This is a genomic window from Paenibacillus abyssi (genome assembly GCF_014640295.1).
Lineage (GTDB): Bacteria > Bacillota > Bacilli > Paenibacillales > Paenibacillaceae > Paenibacillus_D > Paenibacillus_D abyssi.
On the sequence record NZ_BMGR01000004.1, the window covers coordinates 225,267 to 241,843 of the forward strand.

Below are 16,577 nucleotides of genomic sequence, written 5' to 3' on the forward strand. Positions count from 1 at the left end.
CCTCTCTTATCCAACTATCCCTTTACCGCTCCTGCCGTCATGCCGGCAACAATCTTTTTATTGAAGAAAATAAACAGAATGAGCGGCGGAATGGAAATTAATACGATATCAGCAAATAACAGATTCCATGAAGTCGTAAATCGGCTCATAAAATTGTAAAGCGTAAGCTGTACGGTTGCATTATTGGCGCCGGGGAAAAAATACAAAGGGTTGACGAAATCATTAAAAATGTTAATGGCTTGCAAAATTATGATGGTTGAGGTCACAGGCTTGAGCAGCGGAAAAATAATACTGAAAAACAGCCTGACACCGCCGCACCCATCGATAAACGCGCTCTCGTCAATTTCACGCGGCAGCGTGGACATGAAAGCTTTGTACAGAATTGCCGAAAAAGGAAAGTGAAGCGCAACCTCGATCAGCGTAATTCCTGCCAGCGTTTTGAATAATCCGATGGAATCGAGCACCCAGATTGTCGGTACGATGGCGGGCGGAATCATCAGCCCCGCAAGGACGAGGAAATTAATGGTTGAGGATGCCCTTCCGCCTTCTCTGCGCTGCATCACAAAACCAGCCATCGCGCTAACGAAAATTAGAATAATAATGGACAGGACAGTAAGCAGCGTACTGTTATAGAAGGCCCGAATCAGCATGTTGTCCGCCGTCGTCAACACTTCTTTGTAGTTGTTGAAAATTTCAAATGTCGTCGGCAGGGCCATCGTCATCTCCGCAGCTTCGGCTTGATTTTTGAAGGAGTTGATAATGACGAAATAGAAAGGCACCCAGAATACGACCGTTGTCAACAAGACGGCAAAGAAGCCTGTCACAAATCGTTTCAAACCTGTGCTCATTGGTCCACCTCACTTCTGGTCAGGAACCTATACAGCGGGAACGCAAGCAGCGAAACGCCGATAAAGAGGATGACATTACCCGCCGTCGCAAGGCCGTAAAAGCCCGCTTGGTACTGTTTATATATGATCGAGGCGATCAGGTCGGTGGTGAATCCCGGTCCCCCCTTGGTCATTGCCCATATCAGGTCAAAGGTACGCAAGCCCCCGATAAACGCGAGGATAATAACTGTATTCATCGCCGGCCGGCTAAGCGGGATTGTAATATGCCGGAAGCCGTCATAGGCATTGCCTCCGTCGATTTTTAGCGCCTCATAATACTCCTGGGGGATCGCCGTAATGCCGGCGATAAAGATTACCGTTGCGATCCCGACACCTTTCCACACATCGACGAGCGCTACGGATAAGAGGGCGATTTTGACATTGCCGAGCCAGTCAGGGCCGTTAAGCCCGAGTGCGGCGAGGCTGATATTGATTAACCCTTGAGATGGATGCATCATCGTTGAAAAGGTAATACCAACTGCTATGGTACTTAAAAGTGTCGGAAAGAAGATAACCGACCGGAGGTAGCTTTTGAATATAATGCTGGAGGTCAGCAAGGTACCGAGAAGCAGGCCAAGCAAAACCTTTAGGCCGCAAGTTACGACAGCGAAAATAAGCGTATTGCGGAAGCCGATGCTGAGCGCGGTCTCCGAAAAGAACGTAATATAGTTATCAAATCCGATAAAATCCCAATCCGTAAGTGTCCATCTCGTCATACTGAAAAAGAAAGACAGCACCGTCGGCAGCAGAAAAAATACAAAATAAATAATCGCAGCCGGCAGCAGAAACACATATGAGTATCTCCTCTTGGTCATTGTGGACATCGTGTTCTCTCTCCTCCCTCTTCTGAAAATAAGGCCCTGCATCTGATTGCAGGGCCTTATTCAATCTTACCAACCCGGAAGATTCAATTGGTGAGCCTGCTTCTCTACGTCCTTATCATAGTTTTCTGCGCCTTCCATTGCGCTACTAATGCCGCTTCCTACAGCCACTGTAATATTTTCCAGGTTGGGGCCCTTTACAGGGGAGAGAAATTCAAGTGCCGGAGCAGTCCTTCCTTCGTCAAAATAAACCTGCATCTCTTTTACGCCTTCATAAGCGTCGTCGGGAAGCTCTACGCCCTCGATAACATAAGGCCCGGCCGCGTTAAACTTGGAAGTTAATACTTCCTGCCCTTCAGGAGAGACGAAATACTCCACCCATCTTTTCGCAGCCTCTACATTTTTACCTTCTTTATTGATGTAAATCGCGCTAGGCATCCATACGGTAAGTCCATTCCTATCGGCGCTGTCACTTGGCTGTGCGAATACGCCAATGTCATTGACCTGTTCCGGATAATTTTGATTGATCGCATCGAGAGCGGATGTCAGCATCGGATAATGGACGCCGGTGCCTTCAGCCAACATTTTCAGTCCTACGTCGTATGTCGTAGCAAGAAAATCCTTATTCATGAAGCCAGCCTTGAACACTTCCTCAATTTTCTCAAATCCTCGGAGTGCGGCTGGCGTTGTCGCGTATTTGGCTTTATTGGCCGTATAATCCTCTGCGAAGGCTGGAACTTGGGAGTGTACGTTATAGAAATCCGCCAGCACGAACAGCTGTGAGGTCCAGGTATCCTTGTAGGTGCCGATTACCGCAGTTTTGCCGGCAGCATGGATTTTCTCATTATTCGCCATGAACTCCGCCCATGTTTTCGGAACGGATAAGCCCAGCTCAGCGTATACTTTTTTGTTGTATAGAATGGCTCCCGCATTGGATGATCCAAACGGAACACCGAATACTTTCCCATTGGCGCTTACCGTTGATTTAAAGGAATCCATAACGGTCGCCATGTACGGTTCATTTGTGAGGTCAACGAAGTTCTGCTCCGGATTGATCGCTTGCAGAAGGGAACCTGAGTTATACACGAGCAAATCGGCCATATCCCCCGTCGCCAAACGCGTCTTGACCAGATTATCGCCCTCTGTGCCATCAGGCTTGATATCGAATTCAATCGTGATGTTCAGCTTATCCTCAGCTTCAGCCGCTACATGCCGGAGTGCTTCGAGTGCAGTGCCCGTATTGCCGACCATCAGTGTGACTTTCGTCTTTTCCGCCGTATTGGTTGGGGTTTGAGCGCCTGGGTCTGCCGCATTGTTTGTGGTCGCCGGTGCATTGTTGCCTCCGCAGGCTGCAAGCAAAGTAATGATCAACAGGATACAAGCTGTGGAGATCAGTTTGCTTCTTGTTTTTCTCATTCTAAAACATCCTCCCTTTTTCACTCATCAAAGTTTTGAATGCGTTTACATCTTTAGTTTAAGGTGTTTGATTACGCCTGAATACCTGCGCCTTTGACTTTTTTAGGGGGGGAATTTTTCTTTTTACAGAAAAACATTCACTAAGGACGGCCATTTATCCGTTTCACATAACTGTTAGGCGGCTCGCCTACTATTTTTTTGAAAACATGACGGAAATGCTTCGGATCCTCGTAACCGACAAGGCTGCCGACATCAGACATTCGATCGACCCCGTCTATCAGCAACTCCTTCGCCTTGCCTATACGATAGCGAATCAAATAATCAGAGAACGTATACCCCGTTTGCGACTTGAAGAGCCTGGACAAATATCCCAAGCTGACATGGTTGTCTGCGGCGAACTGCTGTAAGGAAATATCGTACTGATAATTCGTGTGGATCCAATTCAAGATAACGGGAATAAGGCCTTTAGGCTTCATATCCTTCGCTTCATGCCCGCTAAATACATCTACTATTTTGTCGCCCAGCCATTTCGCCAATTCGCTGAACGTGGTGATTTCATCCAACAAATGAATATCTTCTTGCAATTTATTGATATTGATGTCTCTTTTTTCCGAGGATTGAAGATTATATTTTAAAGAGTAAAACAGATCGTTAATAAACAGCATCAGCTGTCTCTTTGTGATCTCCTTCATTTGAAGCTCCAGCAATATTTTATCGATCGCCTCTTTTCCTTTCAGGATATCGCCTTTTTTATATAACATTTCCAGCACTCTGACCTTATCCCATATTCCGCTGAGATCCACGTCCCGGCTGCTCATCTCCGGATAGATCCATGTGGAATTGCCTAATAGCATATGTTCCTCGATTTGTTTGTTTAAGAAGTCAAAGCAAGTATGCATCCGTTCTTTTTCTTTTTTGAAAACATAACTGAGATGTACATGGAGACGATGATGGTTCAATTGCTGATAGAATGAACGAAGATTAGATATGATGGCGCTTCGATGTAAGTCATCGGTCATCGGCAGCAAAAGGACCTTGCGCTGTGAATCGATATCGACGCACACCACCTCGCTCTCCTTACCCGCCCTGTAAGTGAATTGCTTCTTAATCCCGCTCTCGACAATATATGTGTCTTTCCAGCTTTTCTTCGTGGCCCAGTTTTCCAGCAGGAGTAAGGCAATGCAATACTTGCGATGGTAGATCGAGACCGTATGCTCATCCTCGTTCATGGCACAATCGAACATCATTTGTGTAATCGACCACTTCAACCGTTCTTCTTTTTGCTTGTCATCGCTTTTTATGCCTTCGAGGGACTTGTCAATCGTTTGGTAAAGGACGTTCTTTTTTACAGGCTTGAGCAAATAGTCGATAACCCCGATCTTCACCCCTTTTTGCGCATATTCAAACTGATCGTGCACGCTCAAAATAATGCCTTTAACCGTCTGGTCGATCCGGTTCAATCGGCTGATCAGCTCCAAGCCGTCCATGCCCGGCATATTAATATCGGTTAATACCAGCTGCGGCTTGGTGTGGCTTGCGGCGGCTAACGCATCCTCGCCATTTTCGAAAGCATAAATTTGATGCTCCGGTTCATAAATCTTAAATAACTCTACCAATTCAGCCAAAGCCCACCGCTCATCCTCCACGAGAAAAATATTCATGTGCAGCCTTCCCTTCCTCATTTTCATGTGTAAGGTATGGAAAATTCAGTTTTACCGTCGTTCCTGCGCCTGGCTGACTCACGACTTCAATCCCGTGATTTTCACCATACAGCAGTTGAATGCGCTGCCCGATGTTACGCAGCCCGATGCCGCGTGTTTCATCCTGAAGCTCCTTCATCCGATTCGGGGCCCGGAGCGAATGCTGCAGCAGGAACAGCTGCTCATCATCCATTCCCTTGCCGTTATCCGCAACCTCAATGGTTAGAATCCCATTCACCTTCCGTGCCGACACATCGATATAACCTCCGGATTTTACTTTGCCAAGGCCGTGTATAATCGCATTTTCAATCAGCGGCTGGATTGTTAATTTTAATACCGAGGCTTGGAGCAGCTCCTCGGGAATATCGCATCGCAGCTCGAACCGGTTGCTGAATCGGTGCTGCTGAATGTTCATGTAGTTGTGGATATGGTCCATTTCTTGCCTTAGCGGCACCGGATGCTGCAAATTGTGCATGCTGTATTGAAATAATTCCGCCAGCGATTCTGACATTTCCGCTACCTCTTCAATGCCCCGGATGCGGCTGATTGACTTCATAATATTCAAGGTGTTGTATAAAAAATGCGGATTGATCTGCGCCTGCAAAGCCGACAATTGAGCATTTTTCTCTGCCAGTTTGGACTCATAAACCTCGCTGATCAAGCGGGAGATACTGTCCAGCATATTGTTATAGATCCGGCTTAACCGGCCGATTTCATTGTTTCCTTCAAATGTCATACGTTGGCTGAAATCGCCCTGCTCCACCCGGTTCATTTTCTTCATCATATAGCGCAGCGGAAGGGTAATATGGTGGGATAAAACATAAGAAACCACAGCTATGATCAGCGTGGCGAGGAGCCCGACGATAATGAGGATGTATTGCGATCTTTTTTGCTCTGATAAAATAAAATCATTTGGAATAAGAATCATGGTATTCCAGCCGGAATAACTTGATTTTTCATAGGTATAGAGATACTGCTTGCCGTTCCAGATCATATCTCCATAGCGATGATCCCGCTGCAAAATCGAAGTGTCCATATCGATGCTTGTACGGCCGGTCAGTTCATGTTTGTTATCGTACACGATATGCCCTTCGTCCGTAATAATAAACACCCGCATATTTTTCTCCATTTCGTTGGTGTCTGAAGGAACCAGCATATTATCGATGACATCGGCATTAATATTGATCTTCATGTATCCCATTACATTGCGTGAAGGTACACGATTAATATTGCGCACGAAGGGAATCACATGGACTTGCGTTCCCCCGATCGCATTTTCTTTGGCGGTAGGCACCAGGAAGAATGTATTTTCATAGATTTTCGGGTTGTTTTCAAACCAAGTTTCATTCTGTAATGAATTATTTAACAGCTGGTTTTGTCCTTTGGAAACGTAGTAGACATCCCCATCCAAAGTGAAGATCGCGATACTTTCTACGTGGGGCCTTGAGTGGGCATGATTAAAAAGCCGCGAATTAATGGAAATTTCAATGCGGTTATTTTCAACGGGATCGAACGTTTCATAATGCGCGAGCAGGTTGCTCTGAATAACGGGGTCGCCAAAGATCGATATGGACAGCTTCTCAATCTCCTGCATATACAATTCAAACGTTCTGCTGAACTGCTTGGTTATCATTTCTGACAGCGAGTACGTCTGGTTTTTGATGTCATTAACATTTTTATAATAGAAAATAAGACAGGTTAACAGGATAATAAATAACGAGACCGCCGAAAACGTAACAAACATTTTTGTTTTTAACATCAGATCATTCCAGCGCCGCATGCCCAATCCACTCTCTTCAAAAGGGTTTATGTCCTGCGCACGAGCTTGCTTCCACCGAGCAGTTGACGGCGGGTCCATTCATTGCCTGCAAGCGCATCACCGTCCTTCGTCAGCTGCTCGTATAATTTACGCCTCAGCTCAGTCAGTATCCCGCTGCCGTCCGATTCTGTGATCCGGTTGGCCAGCTCTGCCGGATCGGCCAGCAAATCGTATAATTCATCGGTATCGGTAGGATTCCACACATATTTCCATTGCTCCGTACGTATCATGCGCTGCGTATATAATCCGAACTGCTGTCCGTTATAGGTCGAAACGATGAAATCCCGCCATGGTATCGTGCCTTGATGCTCTGAGAGGAGCGGCACCAGCGATGTTCCCTGCAGATTTCCCGGGTCATCAGCCTCCAGTCCAAGCAGCTCTAGCAAGGTGGGCGCAAAATCAAGAAAATTATACACGAACCGGCTGCATACGATCCCTTCCTGCCGGCGGTCAGGCAGCCGAATGATCAGCGGTACGCGCACCACATCGTCGTATAGGATATAATGTTTGTCCATCATCCGATGGGAGCCGCACATGTCGCCGTGGTCGGCCGTGAAGATGACGATCGTATTTTTTGCCGCATCGAGTTTATCAAGCGCCGTAAGAACACGGCCGATCGCCTCATCCATTTGGCTGATGATGCCGTAATATCTGGCAGCGATAGGGGCCCAATCTTCCCATGTGAATTGCTCAATCCCCCAGCTGTATAGCTGCTGCTGCTGAATGTAGGGCTTGCCCGCGAAGGTTTCGGAGAATCCGTCCCACTGTGGTATGGCGGCCGGATCGTACATCATTGCGAATCGTCCCGATGGCCGGCAGGGCAAGTGCGGCTCCGGGAAATGAAGGGCCAAATGCCATGGGCCGCCTCCGGATTGCAGCCGCTCAAGCGTTTCAATCGCCTGCTTTGCGAACCAGTGCGTTTGCGCGTCCTCGACCGGAATCGGATTCACTTCACCGAAAAATCCGTTGGTATAGCTTACTTCTGGATAAAGATTCTTCCTATAATTCCGGTAATCTGATTCACTCACGTATGTCTGATAGCCGAATGCAGTAGGATCAAACACCGGATTTACGCCCCACTTCCCAAGGAAAGCTGACATATAACCGCTGTTTGCAAGCGTTTTGGTCCATGCATATGCATCCGGCTGGAGCGAAGCCACAGGCAGCGCGCCGTTATAATTCCACAGGGCGCCAAACATCTCCGACCTTCTCCCGTTCAAAAGGGACTGCCTGGCTGGACCGCATACCGGAATATTGGAGTAGGCATGAGAGAATGCAACGCTTTGCGACGCCAGAAGATCCAGATTCGGCGTGCGAACGGGATACTTGCCGCTGTACCCGACACAATCGTAACGAAGCTGGTCAGCCGTGATCAAAAGTACATTGGGTAATTCTGCTTTCATACCGGGGCGTCCTCCTTAGCACTGCGCAGCACTTGAAGCTCTAATCCAGTGCGGTATTGGCTGGGTGAGCAGCCGACGTGCCGGACAAACAGCCTGCTGAAGAACGACGGGTCATCATACCCGACCATAGTCGCAACAACGATGACCTTTTCATCCGATTCAAGCAGCAAATGTTTCGCCCTTTCGATGCGAATCTCATGCAGCACATCGATCACGCTTCGGCTGAACTCCTCCCTTATGAGACGGTTTAAATGGCGGGTACTGACATTAAACAAGCCGGCGAGCGATTGCAGAGTGATCTTCTTGTCATAGTTGCGTTCCAGATAACCGTAGATGCGCTTGGCGGTCATCTCACGCTCCAATTGGCGCGGGGAGAGGTAAATTCGCTGTTTTTGCATTAAGGTGTAATAACGGGAAAGCAGTACGAGTAACTCGATCATCTGCAGCCTGATCAGCGTCGTATGGCCCAGACCGCGTAAACCGATTTCCCGGATCATGCTTTCAAGCAGTGTAAGGACAGCTGCTGCATCCTGTCCATGCAGATTAAGGTGGTGGTTGAAACGAACGTCATGCTTCAGAAAAGGGTGGACGTAAAAATAGTCCATTGAACCCGTAATCTCCAGCTCGCTCAGCAGAGCGTCGGGGATGAAAGAGGGCATAAACAAACAATTGATAATTTCCATTTGTTCGCCCGGGGTTACGGAATAAGCATGCGTTTCCCCGGGATTAATGATAAATACATCTCCGGCATCAATATCGTACTCGGTACCTTGAAAGATATGGACACCCTTGCCGCGCGCCACATACACGAGCTCGACAAACTCATGGCCATGCTCGGCAATCGAGCCCTGCTCCGTCCGTGTAATCCAGAAAGGAAATTCTTCTTTCATGTAGCGATTGCTGCCCAAAATATCCTGCATGCGTCCATCCCCTCTGCAAAAGACTCTGATCGTACGATCGTAAGCTTTACCTCTCAATGAACGGTTTGTACGGCTCTGTCGAATCGTTCGCGGCGCGGATCCTTCTTCCAATCTTCCCAGGTCAGTCCTGCAGAAGCCAGTATTTGATTGATCCGCTTGCGGAAAGGAAGGCCCGCCTCCTCAAGCTGTATCTCCATCGGATCCTTGCGGCCGGCCAGTTTACAGGCAACCCATTGCTCCAATTGGTGTTCCAGCTGATCGGCCAGCTCATGCTGCACAACCGCCAGGTTCTTCGTTTCCTCTGGATCGGTGATGGTGTCATAAAGCTCCCTGGGCGGACGGGTGAACGGGCCTGAATCATAAGTGCGGATAAATTTGTAACGGTCCGTCCGAATCCCCCTCGCCGCCTGCCAAGCGCATTCGCTGAGATAGACGGTATCGTGAGTCCCTTCCTTTTCCCCTTTGATCGCCGGCCACAGGCTTCGCCCGTCAAGCCCGGACGGATCCTCAAGCTTGGCCAGGTCGATTCCTTGGGGCGCCTCGCTGCGGATCGCCTCCAATATCGTCGGCAGCAGATCAACCTGCTGAACAAGCCCCGATACGCGCCGTCCAGCCGGAATCCGGCCGGGCCAACGCATGATGACGGGTACATGGACGGTAGGTTCGTACAATCCGCAATGATCCCAATAAATATCATGCTCCATTAAGCTCTCGCCATGGTCACCGAACAGAATGATTAACGTATCATCTTGGATGCCCAGTGCATTCAAATGATCGTCCAGCTCCTTCAGCCGATCATCCAGGTAACGAATCTCCGCATCATAGAGCGCATTGTAGTACGCGCCGTCTGTAACCGGGCCGACGAGGTCATAATGATGATGTTTAAAGAAGGGATATGCCATATGATTATAGGCCTTCTCCATGCTTTTGTTCGCCGGATCATACGGATCACGGCCGCTTTCATAGAAATCGGGGATGTAGGATTCGGGCGGCAAATATGGCGTATGGGCGTCCCAATAATGAAGGAATAAAAAGAAATCTTCCTCCTTGTGCTGCTCGATCCAAGGCATTGCGAGCCCGTTAACGGTTTTCCCGTCGATCCAGCGGTTGCCTCCGACGCTGTTCATGTAATACCGGTATCCTCTGGCAAACCACTCTTTAAGCTGATACAAATTATCCACAGCCGACGTCGTAAATCCTGCGGACCGCAGCATATTGGGCAGCCATGCGGTTGTTTTGGGCAGATGAGTCAGGTCCGAGCCATGCGACACGACCCCGGTCGTCAGGCCGACCTTGCCGGTAAAAATGCCGGTGTGCGCCACTTCGGTAGGAATGTCTGCAGCATATGCGCGTTCGAACAATACACCCTGGCTGGCAATACGGTCCAGATGCGGACTTGTCGGTTTTCCGTAGCCATACCCGCTTAACCGGGAGGCGCGGAGCGTATCCAGCGAGATCAGAATGATCTTCATATCGTATAGTATCCTCCCTGCAGGGCGCATCGGTCAACAGTCCCGTATTTGTCCAGCCATGACAAAATGAAAGCGCAGTTATGCTCTAAAGAAAAGGCTGATGTGTCCACCGTAATTTCAGGATGCAGCGGTTCTTCATATGGGTCTGAAATACCCGTAAAATGTTTTAATTCGCCGCGCCGCGCTTTGGCATACAGACCTTTAACATCCCGGCGCTCGCATTCCTGGAGCGGACATTTCACATAGATCTCCACAAAGCCGGGAATCTCTTGACGGGCGAATGCCCTCATTTCTTGGTATGGCGTAATGGCCGATACGATAACATCCACACCGTTGCGCGAAAGCAGCTTGGAAACCCACGCGATTCTGCGAGTATTTTCAAACCTTTCCTCTCTGCTGAAGCCCAGCCCCTTACAGATCGTCTCCCGCATCACGTCGCCATCAAACAATTCCACGCGCCGGCCTTGGCTGCGGAGCTTCTCTTCCACGCATCTCGCTGTCGTGGTCTTGCCGGCGCCGGATAAGCCTGTAAACCAAAGTACCGATCCCTGCTGTCTGTCCATCTAAATCCCCTCCCGCTTTACCAAGGCTGGCGGTACATCTACAGGGGTTCCGCCAAGCTGGTGTGAACGAATTGCAGCTTCTATTACTTCCTGCGCGGCAAGCGCATCGGCGCCGGAGGCTTCAATGTCTCCTGGCGCAGCACCCGCCTTAATCTGCTCGATGAAACGGTTGATCCGCTGCCCGAACGTATCATTAAATCCTTGCATGCCGCCAAACAACGGATTTCTGATAACTGTTAATTCATTGGCGTGGTGCGGATAGTATGTCATCTGTTCATAGACATTGTCGATCACAAGCCGCCCTTCATGACCGGCTACCTCGCAGTATTCAATCGGGTGACGCATCGACATATCATAACTTCCTGTTAAATGCCCGACCGCTCCGGAGGTGAATTCCATATTCACGGATACGGTCGACCACGAACTTCTGCCCGGCGCCTTCGTCATAAACGACTGTACACGCTTTACATCGCCCGCAAAATAACGCATCACGTCGATGGAATGAGGATGCAGCGCCCGCATATGAAGCCATTCCGTCTCATCCTGCGGATTCTGAATCGTCAGGCGCATATTGAGGAACAACAGTGAACCGAGCTTCCCTTGTGTGACTAATTCCTTTGCCTTATAAGCCATTGGCGTAAATCGATGATTCAAGTTGCAGGCTAACCGGATACCCTTCTCACGGGCAAAAGCAACTAATTGGCGGGCTTCTTCGATCTGATTGGAAATCGGCTTCTCCACGAGCACATCCCTGCCTGCTTCGATCGCTGTCATGGCAGGCTGGAAATGATGGCTGCCCTTCTCCACGCCTGCCGTTGCCACAACGACGACATCAACCGTCTCTTTATCCAGAAGCTCCCGCAGATCCGTATAGAAGGGAACATCATATTCACGTCCGGCCGCGCCGGCCCGCTCCGGCATCAGATCACACACGGCGGCAAGCGCTGTGTCCGGATGCTGCAGATAAGCGCGGCAGTGGATTTTACCGATATTGTTGACACCGACGACTGCGACTTTGATCATTTTGAACCTTCCTTTACCTTTTCCTCAGCTTGAGCGGCTCGTTCATTGAGCAGGGCATTACCCTGATCCTTCGCCTGCAGGGAGCGGGCACCCACAACCGAACCGATATGAAGCGATTCATACGCCTCCTGCGATGAGGTAAAGGTTTTGCCTTTCCCATGCCAGTTCAAGTTCGTATAGATCGGATTGATCCGATCGACCTGCTGCTCGCGCCTTGCAATATGATCATTCATCCGTTTTTGCAGCAATGCCACGACCTCCGGCTCTTGATCGGCCAGGTTCACGTTTTCTTCCGGGTCTTGAATCAGGTTGTACAGCTCCACCTCCGGCTTGAAATGAAAGTCCGGCTCCAGCGCGCAGATCAGCTTCCATTCCGGCGTGCGCCATCCATGCTTGCGCATCCAGGTGCATTCTGTAATGTAGAACTCGCTGATTCGTTTCGTTTCCTTACCGGCCATCTGAGGCGTAAGGCTGCGTCCGTCAAAACCGGATTCACTCTGAATATTTAACAGCTCGAGCACCGTCGGCATAATATCCGAGATCAGCGAGACATCGGATACCCGTTTCCCTGCCGGCACACGGCCCGGAAACTTAATAACGAGCGGAACGACCAGCGTGCAGTCGTACAGTCCATGGTGATCGAAGTAGCAATCGTGCTCATACAGCGTTTCACCGTGGTCGGAGGTGATGACAACAAGTGTTTCTTCTTCGATGCCCAGCGCTTCCAGCTTGGCGAACAGATTTTGGATGCATGCATCCATATAAGCGATTGCGCCATCGTACTGAGCTGTCACATATTCCTGATCGGTAACGCCTTCAGGGATCCATGATTTCAGGAAGTCGGCGAATGGCTTGAAATTATATACCGGTTCCATCGATCGGTTATCCGGCGCCTTCTCATCACTGCCGTAGAACATCCGCTCATACGGCACCGGCGGCAAATATGGCGAATGCGGATCCATGTGCCTGAGAAATAAGAAGAACGGCTCCTCTGAAGCGGCAAGGCGTTCCAGCTCCGGTATCGTTACATCATTTAGATTTTGCGCCTTCGGGGTACGTCCGGTTTCATCGGGAACCCAGGATTCGTAGTCGAGATAAGTTTGAAAGCCGCGCGAGGACGGATTGCCCGTGAATCCGACACAGGTTGTGTTATATCCATTTTTGCCCAACACATCAGCCAGCGTCTGCACATGATCGCCCATCGGGCCCTCGTGCCTAAGCGCCACCACGTCTGTTCCGAACACATCCATGCCCGTCAGCATTGACGCGTAGGCCGGCGTAGTTGGAATGCTCGGGCTGAAATGCTGCTCGAACAGTACGCCCTCAGATGCAACCTTATCCAGATGAGGCGTCGTCAATCGGGAATAACCGTATGCGCTCATATGATCGCGCCGCAAGCTATCGATACCAAAAATAATGACATTCGGTTTTTTTTGTGGCATGTTTTTGTCCTCCTAAACGTTGGTTGTGTTATCGGGCATTCAGCTTTTTCAGGCATGCATTCAGATAACCGTATGACTCTGCCGCAACAATCGAAACTTGGGCAAGCGAATGCTCGGGCTTGGAGCCGATCACTTCCACCACTACCGGACCGTCATAACCGCCATCTACCATCGCTTTGCAATAACCGAACAGATCGATTTCTCCCCGTCCGCACGCTTGCAGCTCGATCGGGCCCGGCCCCTGCTCACGGCCTTTGCAGTCACGGATATGAACGTGTTTCACCCGGCTAAGCACAGCCGGCAGCGCTTCTTCCGCATTTTCTCCCGCTCTGTGAATATGGCTTGGATCCATATCGATCCCGAATGCGGGGAATGGGATGGCTTCCATCGCACGTTGCGTTGTCGGCGTATTATAGATGGCATTGCCCACATGCGCCTTCACGCATAAAGTGATGCCATACGAAGCCGCTCTCTCCGTCATTTTTGCCAATGTATCAATCGATGCTTGCAAATCCTCCTCCACGCCCAGCTTTCCGCCGGGGCCTACATTGACGATCGGGATTCCGATTTCCGCAGCCGCTTCGAATGCCGGCAGCAATCTCTCTTCCTTCAAGGACGCGACCTCTGTAGACAGAAACTCCAGTCCGTTCTCTTGAACGATCGCCTGCAGCTCGCTTTTTTGCTCCTTCCAGCGGCTCAGATCCAAATGCTCGCACATTCCTTGGATGGCGGCGATTTCGACGCCGTCATAACCGCTAAGCGCGATTTGCCTCGCGGCAGTTGCAAAGTCAAATTGACTGAATAAAACGGAATTTACACCTAATTTGATCATTTATAATTGCCTCCTAGAATTTAATTTTTCATGAACAACGGATTACCGTGCAGCGGCGGCAGCCGGTGCGGCCTGACAACTTCTCCTCCGCGCTCATACGACTCCTGAACGGCGTAGGTATACTCCAATACGGCTAGCGCGTCTCTTCCGTTCGCACGCAGTTGATCGAAAGGCACCTGGTTTGATATGTCCTCCAAAAAGGCGTGAAGACGGTTGTTGAAGGTTCTGCTGAAATCATTCGTCCCGAAATCCGTAACCACCGGCTCCGGCTGGACACTGATCGGGGCGATGCCTTTCTCCGCTTTCCAGTACGATACCTTTTCCACGCAATTCTCGATTGTGAACGTCCCTTTGGTGCCCGCCATCTCCAGGCTCCACCAGCCGCCAAGGCCGTATACCGCATCTCCCCTTTGGCTGAGCAAATAACCGACGCCGCCATTAGCGAACTTCACATGAATACTGTTGATCGAGACCATGACATCCCCTGCGCTGCGGCGGAAGCCGGGACGATCGGAAAAGGTTTGGATGTGCGTAATGTCACCGCAGAAATGCCGCATAACGCTGAACGGATGGGTTAGAAACGCTCTCATGTGGAAGTATGGGTGGCCCTTGATTTTTGGAGAGCCCGCAGGCGCGTAATTTGCTTCCCCGCCATTGAAGCCCATCTTCGCAAGACAATAGACCAGCTCTCCGATGTCGCCGCTGTCGATATACTGCTTGGCTTTCTCAGCTGGCGGCGTGAAATAATGGTTAAGATTGCAACCAAGGTAAACCTTTTGCTTCTCAGCGAATGCAACCAGCTCTCTTCCTTCGTGAATATCGTGGGCGAGCGGCTTCTCGATCAGAACATGCTTGCCGTAGCTCATCGCCTCCATCGCGGGTTCATAATGCCAGCTGCCGTTGTCAATTCCACCTGTCGTGACGTCTACAACCTGCAGATCCGGTTCGTTCTCGATCATATCTTTGAGGCTGTAGTAAGCCTTCACTCCGAATTTTTCAGCAGCTACGTCAGCGCGCTCCTTCACCACATCGCACACGCCAACGAGCTGTGCCAGTTCATCTTCCTTATAACAGGCCGCATGATTATTACCGATTCCATTCATTCCGACAATGCCTATTTTAACTGCCATATGTGCGTTTCCGGTTTCCGATGGATCGGAAATCCGGAAACTTCACCTTCCTTTCGTCTCTCGTTATTTGGGATTTCGATTACACTTGCGCGATAGCCGGATCATCCAGCCGGACGCGGCGTCCCTCCCGGGAAGATACATAGCTGGCAAGCACCATACGCAGCGACATCCGCCCTTCCTCGGCCGTTGCAATCGGTTCTCGCTCTCCTCTGATAAATTCAGCCAGCGGCTTAGCCAATCCGCGAATCCGATGCCCATGATGAGGCGGGCTTGCGATATCGTTTGCCGTCCAGGCTTCCGTAGACACATCGAACCGCTTCAGCCCGGCCGCGCCCTCGGGCCGCGGGACATTGCAGCTGGGCACATCCCCGTAATTTTGCACGATTGTACCTCGTTCACAAATGATTTCCGTCGTGTTCTCCGCTGCGGTGCACGTAAAGGAACAGCTCACTTCGGCAATCGGACCTCCGATATACCGGAACAATACAATACCGTTATCGTTTGGGATTTCTGGATGATAAAGCGATTCCAATTCTGCAGTGATACTGTCCGGGGCACCGAGCAGCCAATGGATAAAATCAATCGGATGCGAGGAATCATCCGCCCAGATATCCCGGTTATAAGCGGGATCGACATGCCACGAGTCGACGAACTCATCGTTTAACGCTACTGGCAGCCCATGCCGGCGGCGAACCATGAATACCTGACCAAGCTCGCCGCTCTCCAGCCACGCTTTCATTTGCAGGTTTTGCGCATCTACTCTCATCTGCCAGGCTAATGTAAACGGAACATGATGCTTATGAACAGCCTCTACGATCCGGTCCGCTTCAGCCAACGTGAGCGCCATTGGTTTTTGCAGCACGACGGCTTTGCCCTGCGCCGCAGCGGCTTCAACCAGTTCCGCATGCAGCAAAGTCTCCGAAGCGATCACTACCGCCTGAATATCTTCACAGGCGAGCAGCTCATCGGCACTGGAGTACGCCTTGATCCCATAAGCTTGCCTGGCGGTCTCCAATCGTTTCGCATCATGATCCCAGCCTGCTGTAACCTTGACTCCGTGTTCGAGCTTGCCCCACTCCTCGCAGTATGCATTGACATGTCCGTGCGCAAAACCGAGAATGCCTACGCCTATCGGTTTATCCATCATTT

14 protein-coding genes are annotated in these 16,577 nt (G+C 50.2%); all 14 read right to left on the reverse strand.

Translation table 11 applies throughout. The annotated features are described in order from the left end of the window. Window positions 1–14: 14 nt before the first annotated feature. The 14 genes from IEW11_RS07770 to IEW11_RS07835 all read right to left on the reverse strand — a co-directional run bounded on the left by IEW11_RS07770 (window position 15) and on the right by IEW11_RS07835 (window position 16,572). The gene (locus tag IEW11_RS07770; RefSeq protein ID WP_188530492.1) at window positions 15–848 is read right to left on the reverse strand and encodes a carbohydrate ABC transporter permease; all 834 of its coding nucleotides are present in this window, start codon (window positions 846–848) and stop codon (window positions 15–17) included. Continuing rightward, complete coding sequence (locus tag IEW11_RS07775; protein WP_188530493.1) at window positions 845–1,711, reverse strand: carbohydrate ABC transporter permease; 867 nt, start codon at window positions 1,709–1,711, stop codon at window positions 845–847. Before IEW11_RS07775 ends, IEW11_RS07770 begins: the two co-directional genes overlap by 4 nt. Before the next feature lie 66 nt (window positions 1,712–1,777). Continuing rightward, window positions 1,778–3,124, reverse strand: coding sequence for an ABC transporter substrate-binding protein (locus IEW11_RS07780; protein WP_188530494.1), 1,347 nt, complete (start codon window positions 3,122–3,124; stop codon window positions 1,778–1,780). A gap of 140 nt (window positions 3,125–3,264) precedes the next feature. Then, window positions 3,265–4,785 (reverse strand): response regulator transcription factor, encoded by a 1,521-nt coding sequence (locus tag IEW11_RS07785; protein WP_188530495.1) that lies wholly within the window; start codon window positions 4,783–4,785, stop codon window positions 3,265–3,267. Further along, window positions 4,760–6,604: a cache domain-containing sensor histidine kinase gene (locus tag IEW11_RS07790; protein WP_188530496.1), complete on the reverse strand. Its 1,845-nt coding sequence runs from the start codon at window positions 6,602–6,604 to the stop codon at window positions 4,760–4,762. The genes IEW11_RS07785 and IEW11_RS07790 overlap by 26 nt, the downstream gene beginning before the upstream one ends. A 26-nt stretch (window positions 6,605–6,630) precedes the next feature. After that, entirely contained in the window at window positions 6,631–8,046 is a 1,416-nt protein-coding gene (locus tag IEW11_RS07795) for a sulfatase family protein (protein WP_188530497.1), read from the reverse strand. After that, window positions 8,043–8,966 (reverse strand): AraC family transcriptional regulator, encoded by a 924-nt coding sequence (locus IEW11_RS07800; protein WP_188530498.1) that lies wholly within the window; start codon window positions 8,964–8,966, stop codon window positions 8,043–8,045. The genes IEW11_RS07795 and IEW11_RS07800 overlap by 4 nt, the downstream gene beginning before the upstream one ends. Before the next feature lie 53 nt (window positions 8,967–9,019). Then, window positions 9,020–10,438 (reverse strand): sulfatase family protein, encoded by a 1,419-nt coding sequence (locus IEW11_RS07805; protein ID WP_188530499.1) that lies wholly within the window; start codon window positions 10,436–10,438, stop codon window positions 9,020–9,022. Further along, a complete protein-coding gene (cysC, locus tag IEW11_RS07810) occupies window positions 10,435–11,001 on the reverse strand; it encodes an adenylyl-sulfate kinase (RefSeq protein ID WP_188530500.1) in 567 nt (188 codons plus the stop codon). The genes IEW11_RS07805 and cysC overlap by 4 nt, the downstream gene beginning before the upstream one ends. Beyond that, complete coding sequence (locus tag IEW11_RS07815) at window positions 11,002–12,024, reverse strand: Gfo/Idh/MocA family protein (RefSeq protein WP_188530501.1); 1,023 nt, start codon at window positions 12,022–12,024, stop codon at window positions 11,002–11,004. After that, the gene (locus tag IEW11_RS07820; protein WP_188530502.1) at window positions 12,021–13,466 is read right to left on the reverse strand and encodes a sulfatase family protein; all 1,446 of its coding nucleotides are present in this window, start codon (window positions 13,464–13,466) and stop codon (window positions 12,021–12,023) included. Before IEW11_RS07820 ends, IEW11_RS07815 begins: the two co-directional genes overlap by 4 nt. Window positions 13,467–13,494: 28 nt before the next feature. Continuing rightward, window positions 13,495–14,298 (reverse strand): sugar phosphate isomerase/epimerase family protein, encoded by an 804-nt coding sequence (locus IEW11_RS07825; RefSeq protein WP_188530503.1) that lies wholly within the window; start codon window positions 14,296–14,298, stop codon window positions 13,495–13,497. Between the two features lie 20 nt (window positions 14,299–14,318). Further along, window positions 14,319–15,428, reverse strand: a complete 1,110-nt coding sequence (locus IEW11_RS07830) for a Gfo/Idh/MocA family protein (protein ID WP_188530504.1) — start codon at window positions 15,426–15,428, stop codon at window positions 14,319–14,321. A 79-nt stretch (window positions 15,429–15,507) separates the two neighbouring features. Further along, window positions 15,508–16,572, reverse strand: a complete 1,065-nt coding sequence (locus IEW11_RS07835) for a Gfo/Idh/MocA family protein (protein ID WP_188530505.1) — start codon at window positions 16,570–16,572, stop codon at window positions 15,508–15,510. Between the last annotated feature and the right edge of the window lie 5 nt (window positions 16,573–16,577).

Coding starts and splice junctions, on each gene's coding strand:
- IEW11_RS07770 (WP_188530492.1), bottom strand. CDS start 848: ATGAGCACAGGTTTGAAACGATTTGTGACAGGCTTCTTTGCCGTCTTG.
- IEW11_RS07815 (WP_188530501.1), bottom strand. CDS start 12,024: ATGATCAAAGTCGCAGTCGTCGGTGTCAACAATATCGGTAAAATCCAC.
- cysC (WP_188530500.1), bottom strand. CDS start 11,001: ATGGACAGACAGCAGGGATCGGTACTTTGGTTTACAGGCTTATCCGGC.
- IEW11_RS07775 (WP_188530493.1), bottom strand. CDS start 1,711: ATGTCCACAATGACCAAGAGGAGATACTCATATGTGTTTCTGCTGCCG.
- IEW11_RS07835 (WP_188530505.1), bottom strand. CDS start 16,572: ATGGATAAACCGATAGGCGTAGGCATTCTCGGTTTTGCGCACGGACAT.
- IEW11_RS07780 (WP_188530494.1), bottom strand. CDS start 3,124: ATGAGAAAAACAAGAAGCAAACTGATCTCCACAGCTTGTATCCTGTTG.
- IEW11_RS07805 (WP_188530499.1), bottom strand. CDS start 10,438: ATGAAGATCATTCTGATCTCGCTGGATACGCTCCGCGCCTCCCGGTTA.
- IEW11_RS07830 (WP_188530504.1), bottom strand. CDS start 15,428: ATGGCAGTTAAAATAGGCATTGTCGGAATGAATGGAATCGGTAATAAT.
- IEW11_RS07795 (WP_188530497.1), bottom strand. CDS start 8,046: ATGAAAGCAGAATTACCCAATGTACTTTTGATCACGGCTGACCAGCTT.
- IEW11_RS07785 (WP_188530495.1), bottom strand. CDS start 4,785: ATGAATATTTTTCTCGTGGAGGATGAGCGGTGGGCTTTGGCTGAATTG.
- IEW11_RS07820 (WP_188530502.1), bottom strand. CDS start 13,466: ATGCCACAAAAAAAACCGAATGTCATTATTTTTGGTATCGATAGCTTG.
- IEW11_RS07790 (WP_188530496.1), bottom strand. CDS start 6,604: ATGCGGCGCTGGAATGATCTGATGTTAAAAACAAAAATGTTTGTTACG.
- IEW11_RS07825 (WP_188530503.1), bottom strand. CDS start 14,298: ATGATCAAATTAGGTGTAAATTCCGTTTTATTCAGTCAATTTGACTTT.
- IEW11_RS07800 (WP_188530498.1), bottom strand. CDS start 8,966: ATGCAGGATATTTTGGGCAGCAATCGCTACATGAAAGAAGAATTTCCT.